The sequence below is a fragment of the Pseudomonas eutrophicaquae genome (genome assembly GCF_023544715.1).
Lineage (GTDB): Bacteria > Pseudomonadota > Gammaproteobacteria > Pseudomonadales > Pseudomonadaceae > Geopseudomonas.
The window spans coordinates 70,357-86,996 of sequence record NZ_JAMJEZ010000008.1 but is presented as its reverse complement, the minus strand read 5'-3'; the positions used below and the strand labels follow the sequence as shown (position 1 = coordinate 86,996).

The 16,640-nt window shown below is 66.3% G+C and carries 17 protein-coding genes, 1 tRNA gene and 1 riboswitch; of the genes, 13 read left to right on the top strand and 5 right to left on the bottom strand.

Going from position 1 to position 16,640, the window contains the following annotated elements; translation table 11 throughout:
* The first annotated feature begins 279 nt into the window (after positions 1-279).
* The 8 genes from MXC11_RS05715 (at position 280) to MXC11_RS05680 (ending at position 6,852) form a co-directional block, all read left to right on the top strand.
* Complete coding sequence (locus MXC11_RS05715; RefSeq protein WP_250006420.1) at positions 280-1,719, top strand: tyrosine-type recombinase/integrase; 1,440 nt, start codon at positions 280-282, stop codon at positions 1,717-1,719.
* A 543-nt stretch (positions 1,720-2,262) separates the two neighbouring features.
* A complete protein-coding gene (locus MXC11_RS05710) occupies positions 2,263-2,487 on the top strand; it encodes a helix-turn-helix transcriptional regulator (protein ID WP_250006418.1) in 225 nt (74 codons plus the stop codon).
* A 3-nt stretch (positions 2,488-2,490) separates the two neighbouring features.
* The gene (locus MXC11_RS05705) at positions 2,491-2,646 is read left to right on the top strand and encodes a hypothetical protein (protein WP_250006416.1); all 156 of its coding nucleotides are present in this window, start codon (positions 2,491-2,493) and stop codon (positions 2,644-2,646) included.
* Positions 2,643-2,882: a hypothetical protein gene (locus tag MXC11_RS05700; protein WP_250006414.1), complete on the top strand. Its 240-nt coding sequence runs from the start codon at positions 2,643-2,645 to the stop codon at positions 2,880-2,882. Before MXC11_RS05705 ends, MXC11_RS05700 begins: the two co-directional genes overlap by 4 nt.
* The gene (locus MXC11_RS05695) at positions 2,882-3,874 is read left to right on the top strand and encodes a toprim domain-containing protein (RefSeq protein WP_250006412.1); all 993 of its coding nucleotides are present in this window, start codon (positions 2,882-2,884) and stop codon (positions 3,872-3,874) included. Before MXC11_RS05700 ends, MXC11_RS05695 begins: the two co-directional genes overlap by 1 nt.
* Complete coding sequence (locus tag MXC11_RS05690) at positions 3,871-5,547, top strand: DUF3987 domain-containing protein (protein WP_250006410.1); 1,677 nt, start codon at positions 3,871-3,873, stop codon at positions 5,545-5,547. Before MXC11_RS05695 ends, MXC11_RS05690 begins: the two co-directional genes overlap by 4 nt.
* Positions 5,544-6,317, top strand: coding sequence for a hypothetical protein (locus MXC11_RS05685; RefSeq protein ID WP_250006408.1), 774 nt, complete (start codon positions 5,544-5,546; stop codon positions 6,315-6,317). Before MXC11_RS05690 ends, MXC11_RS05685 begins: the two co-directional genes overlap by 4 nt.
* A gap of 331 nt (positions 6,318-6,648) precedes the next feature.
* Positions 6,649-6,852, top strand: coding sequence for a hypothetical protein (locus MXC11_RS05680; protein WP_250006406.1), 204 nt, complete (start codon positions 6,649-6,651; stop codon positions 6,850-6,852).
* A gap of 18 nt (positions 6,853-6,870) precedes the next feature.
* On the opposite strand, the gene MXC11_RS05675 is transcribed toward MXC11_RS05680, so the two are convergent.
* A complete protein-coding gene (locus MXC11_RS05675) occupies positions 6,871-7,020 on the bottom strand; it encodes a hypothetical protein (RefSeq protein ID WP_250006405.1) in 150 nt (49 codons plus the stop codon).
* Positions 7,021-7,436: 416 nt separating this feature from the next.
* Between MXC11_RS05675 and MXC11_RS05670 the strand changes: the two genes are divergently transcribed.
* Positions 7,437-7,760, top strand: a complete 324-nt coding sequence (locus MXC11_RS05670) for a hypothetical protein (RefSeq protein WP_250006403.1) — start codon at positions 7,437-7,439, stop codon at positions 7,758-7,760.
* A gap of 270 nt (positions 7,761-8,030) precedes the next feature.
* Here MXC11_RS05670 and MXC11_RS05665 read toward each other — a convergent pair.
* Positions 8,031-8,106 (bottom strand) — tRNA-Thr (locus tag MXC11_RS05665).
* A 293-nt stretch (positions 8,107-8,399) separates the two neighbouring features.
* On the opposite strand from MXC11_RS05665, the gene ligB reads away from it, so the two are divergent.
* Positions 8,400-10,085 carry an NAD-dependent DNA ligase LigB gene (gene ligB / locus MXC11_RS05660; RefSeq protein ID WP_462938105.1) on the top strand — a complete coding sequence of 562 codons (1,686 nt, stop codon included), beginning with the start codon at positions 8,400-8,402 and terminating at the stop codon, positions 10,083-10,085.
* Here the strand turns inward: ligB and MXC11_RS05655 are convergent.
* Positions 10,082-10,525 (bottom strand): c-type cytochrome, encoded by a 444-nt coding sequence (locus MXC11_RS05655; RefSeq protein WP_250006398.1) that lies wholly within the window; start codon positions 10,523-10,525, stop codon positions 10,082-10,084. The two genes, ligB and MXC11_RS05655, sit on opposite strands and share 4 nt — an antisense overlap.
* Before the next feature lie 200 nt (positions 10,526-10,725).
* Positions 10,726-10,843: riboswitch (S-adenosyl-L-homocysteine riboswitch) on the top strand.
* Positions 10,844-10,861: 18 nt separating this feature from the next.
* On the opposite strand from MXC11_RS05655, the gene ahcY reads away from it, so the two are divergent.
* From ahcY to MXC11_RS05640, 3 genes are all read left to right on the top strand, one after another.
* Entirely contained in the window at positions 10,862-12,256 is a 1,395-nt protein-coding gene (gene ahcY, locus MXC11_RS05650; protein WP_462938103.1) for an adenosylhomocysteinase, read from the top strand.
* A gap of 54 nt (positions 12,257-12,310) precedes the next feature.
* Positions 12,311-13,156 (top strand): methylenetetrahydrofolate reductase [NAD(P)H], encoded by an 846-nt coding sequence (metF, locus tag MXC11_RS05645; protein ID WP_250006394.1) that lies wholly within the window; start codon positions 12,311-12,313, stop codon positions 13,154-13,156.
* Between the two features lie 252 nt (positions 13,157-13,408).
* Complete coding sequence (locus MXC11_RS05640; RefSeq protein WP_250006393.1) at positions 13,409-15,304, top strand: DEAD/DEAH box helicase; 1,896 nt, start codon at positions 13,409-13,411, stop codon at positions 15,302-15,304.
* Positions 15,305-15,343: 39 nt separating this feature from the next.
* Here the strand turns inward: MXC11_RS05640 and MXC11_RS05635 are convergent, their stop codons facing one another.
* Both MXC11_RS05635 and MXC11_RS05630 read right to left on the bottom strand, forming a co-directional pair.
* Entirely contained in the window at positions 15,344-15,976 is a 633-nt protein-coding gene (locus tag MXC11_RS05635) for a potassium channel family protein (RefSeq protein WP_250006391.1), read from the bottom strand.
* Between the two features lie 48 nt (positions 15,977-16,024).
* Positions 16,025-16,576, bottom strand: a complete 552-nt coding sequence (locus MXC11_RS05630) for a cytochrome b (protein WP_250006389.1) — start codon at positions 16,574-16,576, stop codon at positions 16,025-16,027.
* Positions 16,577-16,640 lie beyond the last annotated feature (64 nt).

Here is a 16,640-nt window from a genome sequence, read left to right as displayed (position 1 = left end):
CAACAAAGGCCCGCATCGCTGCGAGCCTAAGTCGTTGATTTTATTGGTGCCGGCACCAGGAGTTGAACCCGTGAACTACTGATTACAAGCGGCTTGTCCCCGCGTTTTTCCATGATTCAGCAGATAACACGAAATCGCCCAAGCCCTTGATATACAAGACTTTCAGCCTTAACCGTTGTTTCGCCCTGTTGCACGTTGTAGCCTTCAGTCACCCGAGAAGCTGTGACCAAAGCTGTGACCAAAACCCGAGAAGCTGTGACCAAACCCGAGGGGCAACCAATGGCGAGCAACACATCGAAGACCGTGAACGACCAGAAGGTGCGAGGCATGACGCCCGGCTGCTCGCCGCTGGTCGAGAGCCTGCCCGGGCGCGGCACGGGTTCGCTGATCTTCAAGCGTCCGAACGATGGCGCACCCGTCTGTTACTACCGCTATCACCTGGCCGGCAAGCAAGTGCTGGTGAAGCTGGGGGCGTATCGACGCACCGCTCGGGAAGTCGGCCACACCCTGCCGGAGCTGCGCGACAAGGCCGCCGCAATGGCGCAGATAGCCAAAGAGCACGGCGACGTTAAGGCGTACCTGGCGAAGCTGGAAGCGGATGCAGAAGCAGCACGAGTCGAGCACGAGCGCGCCGTCGAGGCGGCACGCCTGCAGGCGGAGGAGGAAGCCCAAGAGCGCCAGCGCCTAGCCGAGATCGAAGCGTCACGCGGCACCTTCAGCGAGCTGTTTCTCGACTACATCGAATCGCGCCGGGAGAAGGCCACCCCCGGCGTCGTCAAGGAACTGGAACGGCTGTACCAGACCAACATGGTTGGCCCGCACCCTAGCATCATGGCGATGAAGGCGCGCGACATTCGCCCCGACCACATCCTCGACATTCTCAATCCGATCTGGGAGCGCGGCGCAAAGGTTCAGGCCGAGCGTATGCGTTCGTTCCTGTCGGCGGCATTCAATCATGGCCTGCGAGCCGAGAACGCGGTCGGCAGGTCGAATGCCAAGAGCTACCATCTGGAGAGCAACCCGGCCACCGTGGTGGCGGTCGAGAAGGTGTCAGCGCCAGCCACCCGGGCGCTGTCGGATGCCGAGCTGCGCCAGCTCTGGGAAACCATCGAAGCCACCGAAGGCGTCGGGCCGGTCATGGCGCTGTTGTTCAAGTTCGTCATTGCCACAGGCGGGCAACGCATTCTCAACGTCTGCCAGACCACTTGGGATGACTACGACCTGGAAGCCGGCACCGTGCGGCTGATCCACCGCAAGGGGCGCGGAGGCCAGACGATGAGCAGGCCGCACCTTGTACCGCTGTCGCCGCGCGCCGTCGCCATTCTGGAGCGCGTGAGAGAGATCAACGGCTGCCACCCCTGGCCGTGGACCACCACCGGAAAGCAGCACATCGTCGTCAGCAGCCCGCGCCATGCCATCGCCGACTGGCTGCAGTCGGAGCACGCGGTTATCGACGGAAAGCAGGCGCCCAGCTTCTCGCCGCGCGACCTGCGCCGCACCTGCGCCCAACTGATGCAGAAGCACGGCGTCAGCGACCAACTGTCTGACCTGCTCCAAGCGCATGGCCAGACCGGCGTGGCGAACCTGCACTACCGCAACAACCCCGAGGCAGCATTGCCGGAGAAGCAACGCGCCATCGAACTGTTCGACCGGGCGCTCGCCAAGGTGCTGGGAGAGGGGCAGGCCGACAACGTGGTGAAGCTGTCGAGGAGGAAGTGAATTGAAACAAAATGTTTCACGGAATCGCACTCCCCAAAATGTAACTGCATGCATTGATACGTATTGGTACGCAATGGTACGGGGTGGACAAAAATATCCAGTGCATCAAGGCATAAGGGATTTTTGGTGCCCTAGAAAATCTTAAAACGCGCCGTTACCATCCAAACCGCTGGCTGAAACATTGCGCCAAGATGAAACGACTCGCCGCCCTTTGGTGGCCGATGAGACGTAGAGTCGAGGTAGATTGTCGCCGCTGGAATGCAGACAAAGAAAAGCCCCCGGCACTCGCAATGCTCGGGGGCTGATCCGGGAAGGACGCTCGCAACGTCCGCGCATACCAGCAAGCCAGTACACCCCGAGGGGAGAAGCTTTTGAGAGGGCTTCAGATGAGCGAACTATGGGTTCACCCATACACAAAGGTATTGCGTGGGACGCAGAATTTCAACGGATTGTTGTGCATTAGCGCATACGATCCGTCGAGCGGTTCCGGTGGCATCCTGATCGCACCCTCGGGTTCTTCAACTCCATTTGGAGAACCTACCTATGGCACAGACTGCCACCTGCAACACCACCGCAGCACCCAACCTGCCGATTCCCGGCACCTTCGCCACTACCGCACAGCTCTGCACCCGCTACACCGTCAGCCGCACGACTTGGTGGCGCTGGTCGAAGACTGCCGGCTTCCCGCGTGCCGTCCGCTTCGGCCGCTCGGTTCGCTGGCCGGTTGAGGCCGTCGAAGCCTTCCTGACCCAGCAGTCGGAGGCTTAACCCATGCCTACCCAACAACTCCGCCGCGTGGCGGGGCCGGCATCGTTCGGCCTGAAGAAAGCCAGCGTCCTGTCGCTGTTCACCGTCGAGGAGTTCGTCGGCGTACTGATCCCGCTGGCGCTGATCGCCCTGTACTGGCTGGTGGAGGTGTCGAAATGACCACCTACACCACCCACCGCGTCGAGGATCACGAGCCGTTCATCTTCGAGCAGTTACTCCCGCTGATCGTCGGCTATGCCCGCGCCAGCAACACCCCGTCCGAAGTTGTCACGATGGCCGCCTGGCTGTGCCTGAGCACGATCCTGCAAGCCAAGGGCTTGGGTCGTGACACGCTGCTCAAGGCTCTGGACGCTGCCCGCCTGGACGTTCACGAAGCGCCGGAGGGCCTGCACTGATGACCCTTCACTTCGAGATTCAGCGCATCGCTGATGCCGCTCTGCAGCAGGCTGACCACCTGCTCGCCGACTGGCTGCCGGACGGCACCCGCAAGGGGAAAGAGTACTGGCCGACCAACCCGGTACGCGGCGACCGCCAGCCGGGCAGCTTCAGCATCAACCTGCACTCCGGCACCTGGCTCGACTTCGCCAGCGGCGACAAAGGCGGCGACCTTGTATCGCTGCTGGCCTACCTGCGCGGCTGCCGGCAGGCCGATGCCGCCCGCATGATTGCCCAGCAGCTCGGACTGCCGTTCGGCGGCGACCTGCCCAAGCGCGACCTGCTCGCCGAGGAGGCCGAGCGCCAGCGCATCGCCCGCCAGCGTGACCAGCGCCAGCGCAAGGCCGACGCAGAGCGGCAGGCCGGCTGGGATCGTGCTGCCGCCCGAGCACGTCGCGACTTCGCCCTCGCTGGCCTGCCTGACCCCGATCACCCGTACCTGGCCCGCAAGGGCATCAGGCCGCACCACCTGCGCCAGCTCGGCGACCTGCTGCTCGCTCCGATCTGCTGGCGCGGGGAAGTGGTCAACCTTCAGCGCATCACTGCCGATGGCTCCAAGCGGTTCCTGCCTGGCGGGAGGATCACCGGCTGCTACTGCCCGTTCGGACGTATCGAGGCCGGCGTCGAGCTGCTGATCGTCGAGGGCATCGCCACCGCCGCCACCCTGCACGAGCAGACCGGCAAGCCGGTGGCCGCTGCAATGAGTTCGGGAAACTTGCTGCCAGCCGGTTTTGAGCTGAAGCGCCGCTATCCCGATGCCGTGCTGATCGTCGGCGGTGACGATGACCGCGCCAAGGAAGCCGAGGGCAAGCCCAACGCGGGCAAGCTGGCGGCGATCCATGCGGCTGCTCAGCTCGGTTGCGGGTACGTCCTGCCGGCCTGGCCGGATGACGCGCCGCTGCATCTGAGCGACTTCAACGATTTGCACCTGTGGACGGAGGGCCGGGCATGACTGCGCCACTGATGACTGAGATTCAGACCGGGCCGGCACCGCAACCGTTGCTGCCGGACACCGCGCCGCCGACACCCTACCCGGTAGACGCCCTGACCTACGAAATGCGCCGCGCAGTCGAGGCCATCGTCGAGCACGCAATGGTGCCTGCCGCCATCGCTGGGCAGTGCGTTGTCGGCGCAGTCACCCACCTGGCGCAGACCCGCGTCAACGCATGGCACCCGATGGGCAGGACGGGAGGTGCGTCCTGCTCGCTGTTCATGCTGTCGCTGTTCGGCTCTGGGGAAGGCAAGTCGAGCGCGCGGAAGCTGGCCTTCAAGACAATCGACGAAGCGGAAAAGGAGGCGCGCACCCGCTGGCGCCAAGCCTGCGCGGAGGTCGAGGCAATGGCTGCCGGGCTGAAGGGCAAGGCGCGTGAGGAGTTCCTGGCCGCCCATCCGCTGCCGCCCGATCCCAAGACCCAATACAGCGATGCGACTTTCGAGCCGCTGGCCGGCGACTTCATCCGAGGCATGCCGGCGGCGAGCTGGGACACGGACGAAGGCGGGCAGATGCTAGGCGGTCACTCGCTCAAGTCTGACACCGTGGGCGCGACACTCGGAGGGCTGACCAAGGGCTTTGACGATGGCCACTTCGAGCGCACCCGCTCCAAGGGCAACGCGGAAGGCTCAGGCGTGGCCTACAACCGCCGCTTGAGCATTCACCTGCTGGCGCAGCCGGTAGCCGTTGCCGAGACGTTGAGCAATCCACTGCTGATCGGGCAAGGCTTCCTGGCGCGCTTCCTGCTCGCCGCACCGGATAGCCTGGCGGGAACCTGCTTCATCACCGTCGAGTCACTGGAGCGCAGCGCCTATGCCGACCCGCGTCTGCAAGCGTACTGGTCGCGCTGCAAAGAGATCGCCGCCAGCCCGGAGCATATCGACCCGGAAACCGGCGAGGTCGCGCCGCCCGTGCTGATGCCTGATGCAGAGGCAAAGCAGGCATGGGTGAGCTTCCGCAACGAGATCGAAAGCGACCTCGGGCCGCTCGGCAAGTTCTCCGGCCTGAAACCGTTTGCCCGTCGAGGAGCCGAGCAGGCGTTGCGCCTGGCTGCCGTGCTGGGCTGCTTCGAGGGTATCGAGCATATCGACGGCGATTGCATGCGCCGCGCGTGCGCCCTGGCGCGCTACTCCCTGAGCGAATGGCTGCGCTACACCGATGCCGGCGCGGTTGATCCTGATCTGCAGAAGGCCGTCGAGCTTATGGCCTGGCTGCGCGACCAGAAGCGCGTGAAGAAGTGGGGGGAGTTCCACGCCAATGACCTGGGCAAGTCGGGGCCGGCTGCGATGCGTTCGGCCAAGGTGCGCGACCGGGTTCTCGCTGTCCTGGTGCGGCATCACCACCTTCTGAGCAGCGACGGCAAGCAATTCAGGCTCAACCCCCTTGCGGAAGCTGCGGATTCTGCGGAAACCCAGCAGCCACGCGGCTTTGCGATTGCGGAAGATTTGCGGAAAGTTGCGGAAGTTGCGCGGATCACCCCCGCAGCCCGTCCGGCTTCCGCAGAGCTTCCGCAAACTTCCGCAAACCTTCCGCAAGCTGAAACCCAGCAACCACGCGGCCTTCCGCAGAATCCGCAGAATCCGCAGCCCCCGGCGTCCGCAGATGCCGATGAGCAGTGGGAGCTGTCGCTATGACCGCCGCCGAGCTGATCCGCCGCGCTACCGAGGCCGGCGTCGAGATGGCGGTCGGGCAGGATGGGCGGCTGCTGTTGCGTGCCGAGCGCCAGCCGTCCGCCGACCTGCTCGCTGATCTGACTGCGCACAAGGTCGAGCTGGTCGAGCTGCTGGTCGCCGCCGCCAACGATCCGATGCCGTCGAGCACCTGGCTGTGGTTGCTGCTGCAGGATAGCGGCGAGGTTATCCAGTGCGGCATCACTGGAGCGGATCGCCCGGTTTTCGGCGTGGCTGCTGCGCGCGTCGAGCCGGTGGCCGTTCCTGGTGTCGAGCGTCTGCTCGCTGAGGAGGAGATCGTCAAGGCGCTGGCTGGCACCCTCGCTGCGCCTGCATCACCGCCGCCACCGTCGAGCGTCTGGCTTGCCCGTGTCGCCCGTCTGCTCGGCACCCGGCCTGCCGAGCTGCTGGAAGGCGGGCATCTGGAGCAGCACGACCTTGCCGGGCTGGCCGGTACTGATGCGAGTCAGGTCGCCGACACGATCCGCAGCAGCCCGGCATGGATCAACCGCCCGCAGCCGGTCGAGCAGCCGGTCGAGCGCATCGTCGAGGAGGAGGTCGAGCCGCAGCGGTTCACCCGCACCGCCGCAACGGCGTCTGCAGCCTGGCAAGAAGCTGATGCGGCATACACCAGCCACCTGATGACCTGCCGCGCCTGCCATGCCGCCACGGGCCGCTACTGCGCCGCTGGTGCTGATCTGCGCCAGCGGTATGACAACACACCAATGGACTGATCCACCGCTGCCACGGATGGCTGCACACCACCGTCGAGGCCGGCGTCGAGCTGGCCGTCGAGTCCACCCCCGGTCAAGGTACTGGGAACCACCACCACCCCGCGCGGGTAAGTGCGACCTCGACCTTTCGCTATATGCGAGCCAATCGCCGCGCCCGTGGTTCCAGTGCCGGATCACCCGCAAAGCCCCGCCAGCAGGCCCGCAGAGGCCGCTAGAGGCGCGGAAGCCATCGACCCCTAGCCCATCCTATGCCCGAGCGCCAGCGCGCCCGCTGCTGATCTTCTACGCCATGGGATAATGGCGGCATCCGACCAGCAGCGAGGCCGACACCATGTCAATCATCGAACGCGACTACCTAGAGCCGGTCAAGCCGGTGGAGTTCCCGCCTGAGCTGGCGCTGCTGATCGCCCGCAAGGCTGCCACGATGGCGGAGGAGTTCGAGGACAAGGCGCTAGATGAAATGATCCACGCGGCCCGCCGCCACCTGCGAGTCGGCCAGACCATCGAGCAAGTCCGCTGGCAGCTGGGGCTGTGACGGCCAGCCCGCTGGCACTTACTTCATCCGCCGCAGCCGCCAAGCCGCCAACGCATCGAGCACCCGCAGCAGCAGCGGCCCGACCAGCAGCAGGCCAAGCCCGGCCCCCATCGCCACAATGAATCCCTGCGCCAGCGCCACTATGGCAAGTTCCCACATCACATCCATGTTCAGTGCCTCCCTTGGTGGATCTGGAGCATAGCCCAGCAGACGGACGCCAGCAGGTCACGGCCATCTGCCCGCCGCTGGCGGCTGGATCACCCGCCCCCCAGCGGGAGCGGATTACGCTGGGAAGGACCCGCCGCGTTTTTTCGAGGCGGGAGGGCGGTGCAAAAGTCTGAGGGTCCCCGCAGCAATACCGCCCCGTCCCCTTTCTTTCATCGCAAACCCGGAAATTTCCCGTTGTGCGCGCGCGTGCGCGCGAGGGCTTCCGTAAATACCCGGAATTCGGGGTTTTAAAGTACGAAAATCGTACATTGCCAGCGGGTAGGTGGCGGGATCACCCCGCGCCTGGTAACGCTCAGTGCCGTTACATCACCGTTGCAGTAACCGGCACCAACACCAACCGCCAGAGAGGCCAGCCCATGAGCATCATCCGCCGCGACTACCTGCCCGAGCGCCAGCCCGAGCCGATCCCCTTGGCGCTGGCTGCCCGGATCGCCCGAGCCGCCGCCGCAGAGGGGGAGCGCATCGAGCAGCAGACCGTGGCACAGGCCAGCCGGGAGGCGCTGGCCATGCTGGCGCCTGACACCAACCCGGCGCTGATCGCCAAGGCGATAGCCCGCCATGCTGTGACCCTGGCAGATCGCGCCGAGGCCCGCGCCGTCGAGCGGCTGGTCACTGCTGCGCGCCGACTGCTGCGACGTGGTGCCGGGCCGGAGGAGATCGTCGAGCAGTTGGGGCTGTGACCTGCTGGGGAACATCCACCAGTGGTGGAAGTCCTGGCGCTGCGCCGCCCGGACTACTACGAAATTTTCGTAGTAGCAGCGTCACACCTTGGTCGGCGTCGAGGCGGCTGTCGTGCTGGTGTTGGTCGAGGGGCTGGTCGAGGTCGAGAAGCTGTGACCAGCAGTTCAACCAACCGAGAAGCTGTGACCAAAGCTGTGACCAAATCGGGGTATCAGACCCCAGAAACAACAAAGGCCCGCATCGCTGCGAGCCTAAGTCGTTGATTTTCTTGGTGCCGGCACCAGGAATTGAACCCGGGACCTACTGATTACAAGTCAGTTGCTCTACCAGCTGAGCTATACCGGCAATGGCGCGCATTATAACCATTCGTCGCCGCGAGTAAACTCCCCGCACGCACGTGCGTGCATAAAAACTCGCAAGTCGGGATTCGTCCCCTCACTCAGCGGGCCAAAGCAGCCACGGCGAAGCCCTCCCGCCTATCACCCAGCGCGTGGAAGGAAAACAGCGCACACGACGGCCCATCGCGCATTTTGTGGACACCCGCACACATGGCTGATGCAGAGTGCGCACAGCGCCACAGGCACGCCGTAACGGGGCTTCTAGGCTCAGGAATCTACCCCCTGCCGAGCCTTGCCATGCTGACCTCCCGCCTCCCCCTCGCACTCCTTCTGCTGCTCAGCCTGCCCGCCCACGCCGCCTGCCCCGACTGGTCGAAGGCCCGCGCCGCCCGCGAGCTGCAGGCGCTGAACACACGCCTGGCGCAGTGGGAGCAGGCCTACCAGAACAAGGGGCACAGCCCGGTCAGCGATGATGTCTACGATCAGGCCCGCGCGCAGCGTGACGCCTGGCTCGGGTGTTTTCCCGGCAGCGCGGTCACAACGGCGGCACAGACCACCGTAGCCGGGCCGCTGGCGCATCCGGTTGCGCAGACCGGACTGGACAAACTCGCCGATCAGCACGCCCTGTCACGCTGGCTGCAAGGGCGCCACGCGCTCTGGGTGCAGCCCAAGGTGGACGGTGTCGCGGTCAGCCTGATCTATCGCAACGGGCAGCTGGCTCAGGTGATCAGCCGGGGCGATGGTCGTCATGGTCAGGACTGGACGGCCCAGGCGCAGCAGATTGCCGCCATCCCTCCACGCTTTGCGGTCGCACCCGGCGAGCAGGTGCTGCAGGGCGAGCTGTACTGGCGGCTGGATGATCATGTGCAGGCCCGCGAAGGCGGACGCGGCGCGCGCGCTCAGGTGGTCGGTGCCCTGGCGCGCCAGCCGCTCGATCCGGCGCAGGCGGCGCGGATCGGCCTGTTCGTCTGGGACTGGCCGAGCGGGCCGGCATCGATGGAGACACGCCTACATCTGTTACAGGCTGCAGGTCTGGACACGGCCACCTACAGCCATCCGGTCACCCGGGCCGAGCAGATCGCCGAATGGCGCCAGCACTGGCATCGCAGCGCACTGCCGTTTGCCACCGATGGCGTGGTGATCCGCAGCGATCAGCGCCCGGCGGCCTCGCACTGGCAGGCACGACCGCCCAGCTGGGCCATCGCCTGGAAGTATCCGCCCCGTCAGGCCATGACCCAGGTGCGTGGGGTGGAATTTCGGGTCGGGCGCCGCGGGCGGATCACCGTGCTGCTGCACCTGCAGGCGGTGCAGCTGGATGAACGGCAGATTCGCCGGGTCAGTGTCGGCTCACTGCAGCGCTGGCAGGCACTGGATATCCGCCCCGGCGATCAGGTCGCCATCGCACTGGCCGGGCAGAGCATTCCGCGCCTTGAGCAGGTGCTGTGGCGCAGCGAGACGCGGGCGTCACTGCCGATACCTGAGCCGTCCCGCTACCACGCTCTGAGCTGCTGGCGGCCCACGGAGGGCTGCCAGATGCAGTTTCTCGCCCGCCTGCGCTGGCTGGGCAGCCGCCAGGGTCTGGGGCTGCGCGGCATCGGTCCGGGCACCTGGCAGACACTGCGCGAAGCGGGATTGCTCGAGAGCGGGCTACTCGCCTGGCTGACGCTGGATGATGCCACGCTGAGCCGCGTCCCCGGCCTTGGCGCGCAGCGGCGCCGACAGTTGCAGCAGGCCCAGCAACAGGCCCGCCAGCAACCCTTGCCCGTCTGGCTGCGGGCGCTGGGCATGCCGGCGACCCACCTGGCCGGCCATGCACAGGACTGGCCCGCCCTGCAGGCGCGCACACGGCAAGACTGGCAAAACCTCGGCGCGCATACCGGCGAGGCGCAGGCGCTGGTGGCGTTCTTTGCCGATCCCGAGGTCACGCAGCTGGCGACTCAGCTACAGGCTGCCGGCATCGCCGGGTTTGCTGAAGCTACGCATTAATAGATGCGGAACTCCTCATGACAGGCCTTGCAGGCCTGCTCGACGCGGGCAAACGGCTCACCCAGCGCGCGCGGCTGCAAGGGCGGCTGACTGACCGCAACCACCAGCTCGGCGGTGCGCGCTTCCAGATCACGCGCCAGTGCATCGAGGCGCTCGCGGCGCTGCCACAGCTCATCACGGGCACTGCTGTTCTCCTCGCGCACCTGGGGGAAGTGCTGCCAGGGCTGACGCGACAGGTTGTCGAGCAAGACAGCCTGCTCGGCGAAGCGCCGCTCATCAAAGCCGACGCGCCCGCGCAGCATGCCGCCCATATCCTCGCTGGTTCTGAGCATCTGCTGGAACAGCGCCTTGCGCTGGCCGAGCGGCGAGTTCGGGTCAATGCTGTCGCAGGCGGTGAGGGTCAGGCCGGCCAGGGCCAGCAGCAGGATTCGGGCAGTCATGGCACATCTCGGCAGGAGGGATGAACGTGGCGCGACAGTATCCGCAGATCACCGCAGGCGGCCAAGTCCTGCCGGCGTAACAGGCCGTGTCAATCGGTCGCGCGGGCGGGTCTGCCCGGCAATTGCCGGCAAAGGCTTGGGCACTGGCGCTGGCAGGGCTATAATCCACGCGCTTTGCGGCCTCTGGCCGCTCCCGCCTCCCGTTCGAGGGGCGCTGCAGCAGACCCGCCCCATCCGGCGGCGAGGGTCTGTCAGGCTCGGACGGGGTGTCGCCACGGCTGTTTGCAGCCGTTCCTGACTCAACGGCGCCCATTCGACCCACGAATGGAGTTATTCATGAGCGCTGCGTTCACCGATTACAAGGTTGCCGACATCTCCCTGGCCGACTGGGGCCGCAAGGAAATCATCATTGCCGAATCCGAGATGCCGGCACTGATGGGCCTGCGCGCCAAGTACGCCGCCAGCCAGCCGCTGGCCGGCGCCAAGATCCTCGGCTGCATCCACATGACCATCCAGACCGCGGTGCTGATCGAGACACTGGTGGCCCTCGGCGCCGAAGTGCGCTGGTCGTCCTGCAACATCTTCTCCACTCAGGATCAGGCCGCTGCCGCCATTGCCGCCGCCGGCATCCCGGTGTTCGCCTGGAAAGGTGAGACCGAGGAGGAGTACGAGTGGTGCATTGAGCAGACCATCCTCAAGGATGGCCAGCCCTGGGATGCCAACATGATCCTCGACGATGGTGGCGACCTGACCCAGATCCTCCACGAGCGCTACCCGGCGATGCTGGAGAAGATCCACGGCATCACCGAGGAAACCACCACCGGCGTGCACCGCCTGCTGGAAATGCTCAAGGCCGGCAGCCTGAAAGTCCCGGCGATCAACGTCAACGACGCGGTCACCAAGAGCAAGAACGACAACAAGTACGGCTGCCGCCACAGCCTGAGCGATGCCATTAAGCGCGGCACCGACCACCTGCTGTCCGGCAAGCAGGCGCTGGTGATCGGCTATGGCGATGTGGGCAAGGGCTCGGCGCAGTCGCTGCGTCAGGAAGGTATGATCGTCAAGGTCACCGAGATCGACCCGATCTGCGCTATGCAGGCCTGCATGGACGGCTTCGAGGTGGTTTCCCCGTACCTGAACGGCGAGAACGACGGCACCGATGCCTCGATCGACCAGGGCCTGCTGGGCAAGATCGATCTGCTGGTCACCACCACCGGCAACGTCAACGTCTGTGACGCCGGCATGCTCAAGGCGCTGAAAAAGCGCGCTGTGGTCTGCAACATCGGCCACTTCGACAACGAGATCGACACCGCCTTCATGCGCGCCCACTGGGCCTGGGAAGAGGTCAAGCCGCAGGTCCACAAGGTGCACCGCACCGGCAAGGACGGCTTCGATCCGAGCAACGATGACTACCTGATCCTGCTCTCCGAAGGTCGCCTGGTGAACCTCGGCAACGCCACCGGCCATCCGAGCCGGATCATGGACGGCTCGTTCGCCAACCAGGTGCTGGCGCAGATCCACCTGTACGGCGAGAAGTTCGCCGACCTGCCGGCGGCTGAGAAGGCCGCGCACGTGCGTGTTGAGCTGCTGCCGAAGAAGCTCGATGAGGAAGTGGCGCTGGAGATGGTCAAGGGCTTTGGCGGGGTGATCACCCGCATGACCCCGGCGCAGGCCGACTACATCGGCGTCAGCGTCGATGGCCCGTTCAAGCCGGAAACCTACCGCTACTGATCGCCGGGAGGGCGGGGCTGCGGCTCCGCCCTCCTTATGCCGAAGGAATCCGCAATGACCCAGGAACGCCGCTACAGCTTCGAGTTCTTCCCGACCAAGACCGAAGCCGGGCACGAAAAACTGATCGCCGTGGCCCGCCAGCTGGCCAGCTACAACCCCGACTTCTTCTCCTGCACCTACGGGGCCGGTGGCTCGACCCGCGATCGCACCCTGAACACCGTGCTGCAGCTCGACGGCGAGGTGAAGGTGCCGACCGCGCCGCACCTGTCCTGCGTCGGCGACAGCAAGGCCGAGTTGCGCCAGCTGCTCAGCACCTACAAGGACGCCGGTATCCGCCGCATCGTCGCCCTGCGCGGCGACCTGCCCTCGGGCATGGGCCAAGCGCATGGCGAGCTGCGCTATGCCAACGAGCTGGTCGAGTTCATCCGCAGCGAAACGGGCGATCACTTCCACATCGAAGTCGCCGCCTATCCGGAAATGCACCCCCAGGCGCGCCATTTCGAGGATGATCTGCAGAATTTCGCCCGCAAGTGCCACGCCGGCGCCGACAGCGCGATCACCCAGTACTTCTTCAGCGCCGACTGCTACTTCTACTTTGTCGAGCGCGTGCGCAAGCTGGGCGTAGAGATCCCGATCACCCCCGGCATCATGCCGATCACCAATTACAGCAAGCTGGCACGCTTCTCCGATGCCTGTGGCGCCGAGATTCCGCGCTGGATCCGCAAGCAGCTCGAAGCCTACGGCGATGATCTGGAGAGCATCCAGGCGTTCGGCGAGCAGGTGATCACCGAAATGTGCGAGCGGCTGCTCGAGGGCGGCGCCCCGGGCCTGCACTTCTACACCCTGAACCAGGCCGAACCGAGCCTGGCGATCTGGAACAACCTCAAGCTGCCACGCTGAGATTCGGCCTTCGGGCCTGCCTGCCACCGCACTGGTCCGCCAGCGCGGTGAACCCGGGCTGCCGCGCAGTGCGCCGGCACGCCCAATACGCTACGGACCTCCGTCCAGACCACCGCCCGGCGCAGGGCGCTGGCCGTCGGGCGGGGGCGCGGCCTCTCAGCTGCGCCCTGTTCGAAGCCCTGATGATGCGCGCGGGATCACCGATGATCCCCCCCGAGTCGGCGGGTTGCCGACATGACACAGGAACCCCGCATGTCCTTCACTTCCCTCGGCCTTTCCGAGGCACTGGCCAGCGCCGTCGAAGCGGCCGGCTACAGTGCACCCACCCCGGTGCAGCAACGCGCCATTCCCGCCGTGCTGCAGGGCCGCGACCTGATGGTCGCCGCGCAGACCGGCACCGGCAAGACCGGCGGCTTTGCCCTGCCGGTGCTCGAACTGCTGTTCCCGGGCGGTCATCCCGACCGCGAACAACGCCACGGCCCCAAGCAGCCGCGCGTGCTGGTGCTGACCCCGACCCGCGAGCTGGCCGCGCAGGTGCATGACAGCTTCAAGCTGTACGCTCGCGACCTGCCGTTCAAGAGCGCCTGCATCTTCGGCGGCGTCGGCATGAATCCGCAGATCCAGGCGCTGGCCAAGGGCGTGGATGTGCTGGTCGCCTGTCCCGGCCGCCTGCTCGATCTGGCCAACCAGAAGGCCATCGACCTGTCCCATGTGGAAATCCTCGTCCTTGACGAAGCCGACCGCATGCTCGACATGGGCTTCATCCATGACGTGAAGAAGGTGCTGGCCAAACTGCCGAGCAAGCGGCAGAACCTGCTGTTCTCGGCGACCTTCTCCAAGGACATCACCGATCTCGCCGGCAAGCTGCTGCACAACCCCGAGCGCATCGAGGTGACGCCGCCGAACACCACGGTGGAGCGCATCGAGCAGCGGGTGTTCCGCATCGGTGCCACCCAGAAGCGCGCCCTGCTCGCTCACCTGGTGACCCTAGGCGCCTGGGAGCAGGTGTTGGTGTTCACCCGCACCAAGCACGGCGCCAATCGCTTGGCCGAGTACCTGACCAAGCAGGGCCTGCCGGCTGCGGCGATCCACGGCAACAAGAGCCAGAACGCGCGCACCAAGGCGCTGGCTGACTTCAAGGCCAACGCGGTGCGCATCCTGGTCGCCACCGATATCGCCGCACGCGGCCTGGACATCGACCAGCTGCCGCATGTAGTCAACTACGAGCTGCCCAACGTCGAGGAAGACTACGTGCACCGTATCGGCCGTACCGGCCGCGCCGGGCGCAGCGGCGAGGCGATCTCGCTGGTGGCGCCAGACGAGGAGAAGCTGCTCAAGGCCATCGAGCGGCTGACCAAGCAGCGCATCCCCGAGGGCGACATGCAGGGCTTCGACCCGAGCCAAGTGGTGGAAACCGGCCCGGCCGACAGCGATGAGCGCCCGCCGCGCCAGGGTCGTGGCCACGGCCGCAAGGACCTGCCGCAGGAGCGCAAGGAGCGCCCGGCTCGCCAGGGCACCGGCCGCGCCGAGCAGGGTGAAAAAGCCGCCAAGACCGCGCGCAGCGGCCAGCCGGCCAAGGGCGATAAGGCCCAGCCGCGCAGCGGACGGGGCGAGTCGGCGCAGGGCGGCGAGGCCGCGCGCAGCCGCCGGGGCGCTCAGGGCAGCGGACAAAATCCGCGCCGCAACCAGCCGGCGGCGATCCAGCGCGCGCCCGGTGAGCTGCCGCTGCCGGCCCGCCCTGATCGGGACCCGGAGGCGTTCCTCGATGATGAGTACGACAACTTTGGCAACAGCGTCGAGTACGTCAGCCCCTACCAGAACGCCCGCAACAATCGCGGACAGGGCGGTGCGCGCCGTCCGGGTGGTGCAGCCAACGCGGCCCCGCGCAGCAATGGCGGGCAGGGCGGCAAGCCTGTAGCGCGCCAGGGTGGCGGACAGGGCGGGCGTGGCCGCAAGGCGGCGCCGAGCCTGATGAGCGATGCGCCGCTGCGCGAGCCGGGCAGTGCCCGTCCGCCGCGCGAGACCCAGCCGCTGATCGTCCACAAGCCCTCGCGCAACAATGATCGCCTGCCGACGGCCGAGCAGCTCGATGAGCTGGAGCGCCGGCCGCGCAGCGAGAAGCCAGCCCTGCTGACCCGTCCCAAGTAAGGGTCAGCCCCTGCCGAGCCGCACCCCGTTGGGTGCGGCTCAGATCTCCTCGTCGTGCATCAGGGTCAGGCCGCGGGCAATCGCCAGCGCGATGAACATCACGCCCGCCACCGCCTCGGCGCCCGCCAGCAGACGGGCCAGCGGCGCCAGTGCGTGGATATCGCCGTAGCCTACGGTGGTCAGCGTGGCCAGGCTGTAGTAGATGAAGTCATCCAGCCCCATCAGCGCATCCGGCCCCCGGAAGGCGCCGGGCTGCAGGCTGTTGAGCAGGTGATAAGCAGAGGCAAACGCCAGGGCAATCTGGATGTACAGCGCGCACAGGCCATACAGCAGCTCACGGGTCACCGGGCGCTCTACCGTCACCCGGTGAAACAGCGCCACCGTCAGCAACAGGTAGAAGAACAGCCGGGTCAGTCCATCGGCCAGCGCCTGCGGCAGATTGATCAGCTGCTCCAGCCCAAGCAGGCTCAGGTTGAACAGCCCCAGCAGCAGGGCCAGCTGCTGAAACAGCCGGCGATGCCGCAGGGTGTTGATCGCCGCCAGCACCAGCGCCAGCAGGCAGCCCCATTCCAGCCACCAGGGTGGCTGTGGCCAGCCGAGCACCAGTGTCAGCAGGCAGCTGGCCAGCAGCAGCAGGCGAAAGCGGTAGTGCAGCAGGTGCTCATTCAGCATGGCAGAGACCTCGCTGCTGCGCTGATGTGCTCAGCCCGTACGCTGCCCTCACGAGCCACCCCCGAGGATCCGCCGCAGCGTGGCATCGCGATCGATCAGGTGATGCTTGAGCGCAGCCAGGGCGTGCAGCAGCGCCAGCCCCATCAGCCCCCAGGCCAGCCCCTGGTGCAGGCTGCCCGCCAGCAGCCGCTGCCCCGGCCACGGTGCGAACAGCGCTGGCAGGCTGAACAGGCCGAACACCTCGACAGGACGCCCCTCGGCACTGGACAGCAGATAGCCGGATAGCACCATCCCCAGCAGTCCGGCGTACAGCAGGCCGTGGCTGATCCGCGCCGCCATCCGTATGCCACGCCCGTGGCTGGCCAGCGGCCGGGGTGGCGGACTCAGCACCCGCCAGAACAGGCGCAGCAGCAGCAACAAGGCCAGCAGTACGCCCAACCCCTGATGCAGCCGTGGCGCCTGCGTGTACCAGGGACTGAACAGATCCAGCCCGCTCATCCACAGCCCGAGTCCAAACAGCCCTACCACCAGCAGGGCCATACTCCAGTGCAGCAGAATACCGATCAGGCCGTAACGCTCGGCCGAGTTGCGCCATGGCATGAAGATGCACCCGTTGAGAAAACACCGCGCAAGGGTAACAACAGCGCATGGCCGGCGCAGCAGG

What these genes read in the sequence shown, in the direction of transcription:
- MXC11_RS05715 (WP_250006420.1), top strand. Translation starts at nt 280, where the DNA reads ATGGCGAGCAACACATCGAAGACCGTGAACGACCAGAAGGTGCGAGGC.
- MXC11_RS05710 (WP_250006418.1), top strand. Translation starts at nt 2,263, where the DNA reads ATGGCACAGACTGCCACCTGCAACACCACCGCAGCACCCAACCTGCCG.
- MXC11_RS05705 (WP_250006416.1), top strand. Translation starts at nt 2,491, where the DNA reads ATGCCTACCCAACAACTCCGCCGCGTGGCGGGGCCGGCATCGTTCGGC.
- MXC11_RS05700 (WP_250006414.1), top strand. Translation starts at nt 2,643, where the DNA reads ATGACCACCTACACCACCCACCGCGTCGAGGATCACGAGCCGTTCATC.
- MXC11_RS05695 (WP_250006412.1), top strand. Translation starts at nt 2,882, where the DNA reads ATGACCCTTCACTTCGAGATTCAGCGCATCGCTGATGCCGCTCTGCAG.
- MXC11_RS05690 (WP_250006410.1), top strand. Translation starts at nt 3,871, where the DNA reads ATGACTGCGCCACTGATGACTGAGATTCAGACCGGGCCGGCACCGCAA.
- MXC11_RS05685 (WP_250006408.1), top strand. Translation starts at nt 5,544, where the DNA reads ATGACCGCCGCCGAGCTGATCCGCCGCGCTACCGAGGCCGGCGTCGAG.
- MXC11_RS05680 (WP_250006406.1), top strand. Translation starts at nt 6,649, where the DNA reads ATGTCAATCATCGAACGCGACTACCTAGAGCCGGTCAAGCCGGTGGAG.
- MXC11_RS05675 (WP_250006405.1), bottom strand. Translation starts at nt 7,020, where the DNA reads ATGGATGTGATGTGGGAACTTGCCATAGTGGCGCTGGCGCAGGGATTC.
- MXC11_RS05670 (WP_250006403.1), top strand. Translation starts at nt 7,437, where the DNA reads ATGAGCATCATCCGCCGCGACTACCTGCCCGAGCGCCAGCCCGAGCCG.
- MXC11_RS05655 (WP_250006398.1), bottom strand. Translation starts at nt 10,525, where the DNA reads ATGACTGCCCGAATCCTGCTGCTGGCCCTGGCCGGCCTGACCCTCACC.
- ahcY (WP_462938103.1), top strand. Translation starts at nt 10,862, where the DNA reads ATGAGCGCTGCGTTCACCGATTACAAGGTTGCCGACATCTCCCTGGCC.
- metF (WP_250006394.1), top strand. Translation starts at nt 12,311, where the DNA reads ATGACCCAGGAACGCCGCTACAGCTTCGAGTTCTTCCCGACCAAGACC.
- MXC11_RS05640 (WP_250006393.1), top strand. Translation starts at nt 13,409, where the DNA reads ATGTCCTTCACTTCCCTCGGCCTTTCCGAGGCACTGGCCAGCGCCGTC.
- MXC11_RS05635 (WP_250006391.1), bottom strand. Translation starts at nt 15,976, where the DNA reads ATGCTGAATGAGCACCTGCTGCACTACCGCTTTCGCCTGCTGCTGCTG.
- MXC11_RS05630 (WP_250006389.1), bottom strand. Translation starts at nt 16,576, where the DNA reads ATGCCATGGCGCAACTCGGCCGAGCGTTACGGCCTGATCGGTATTCTG.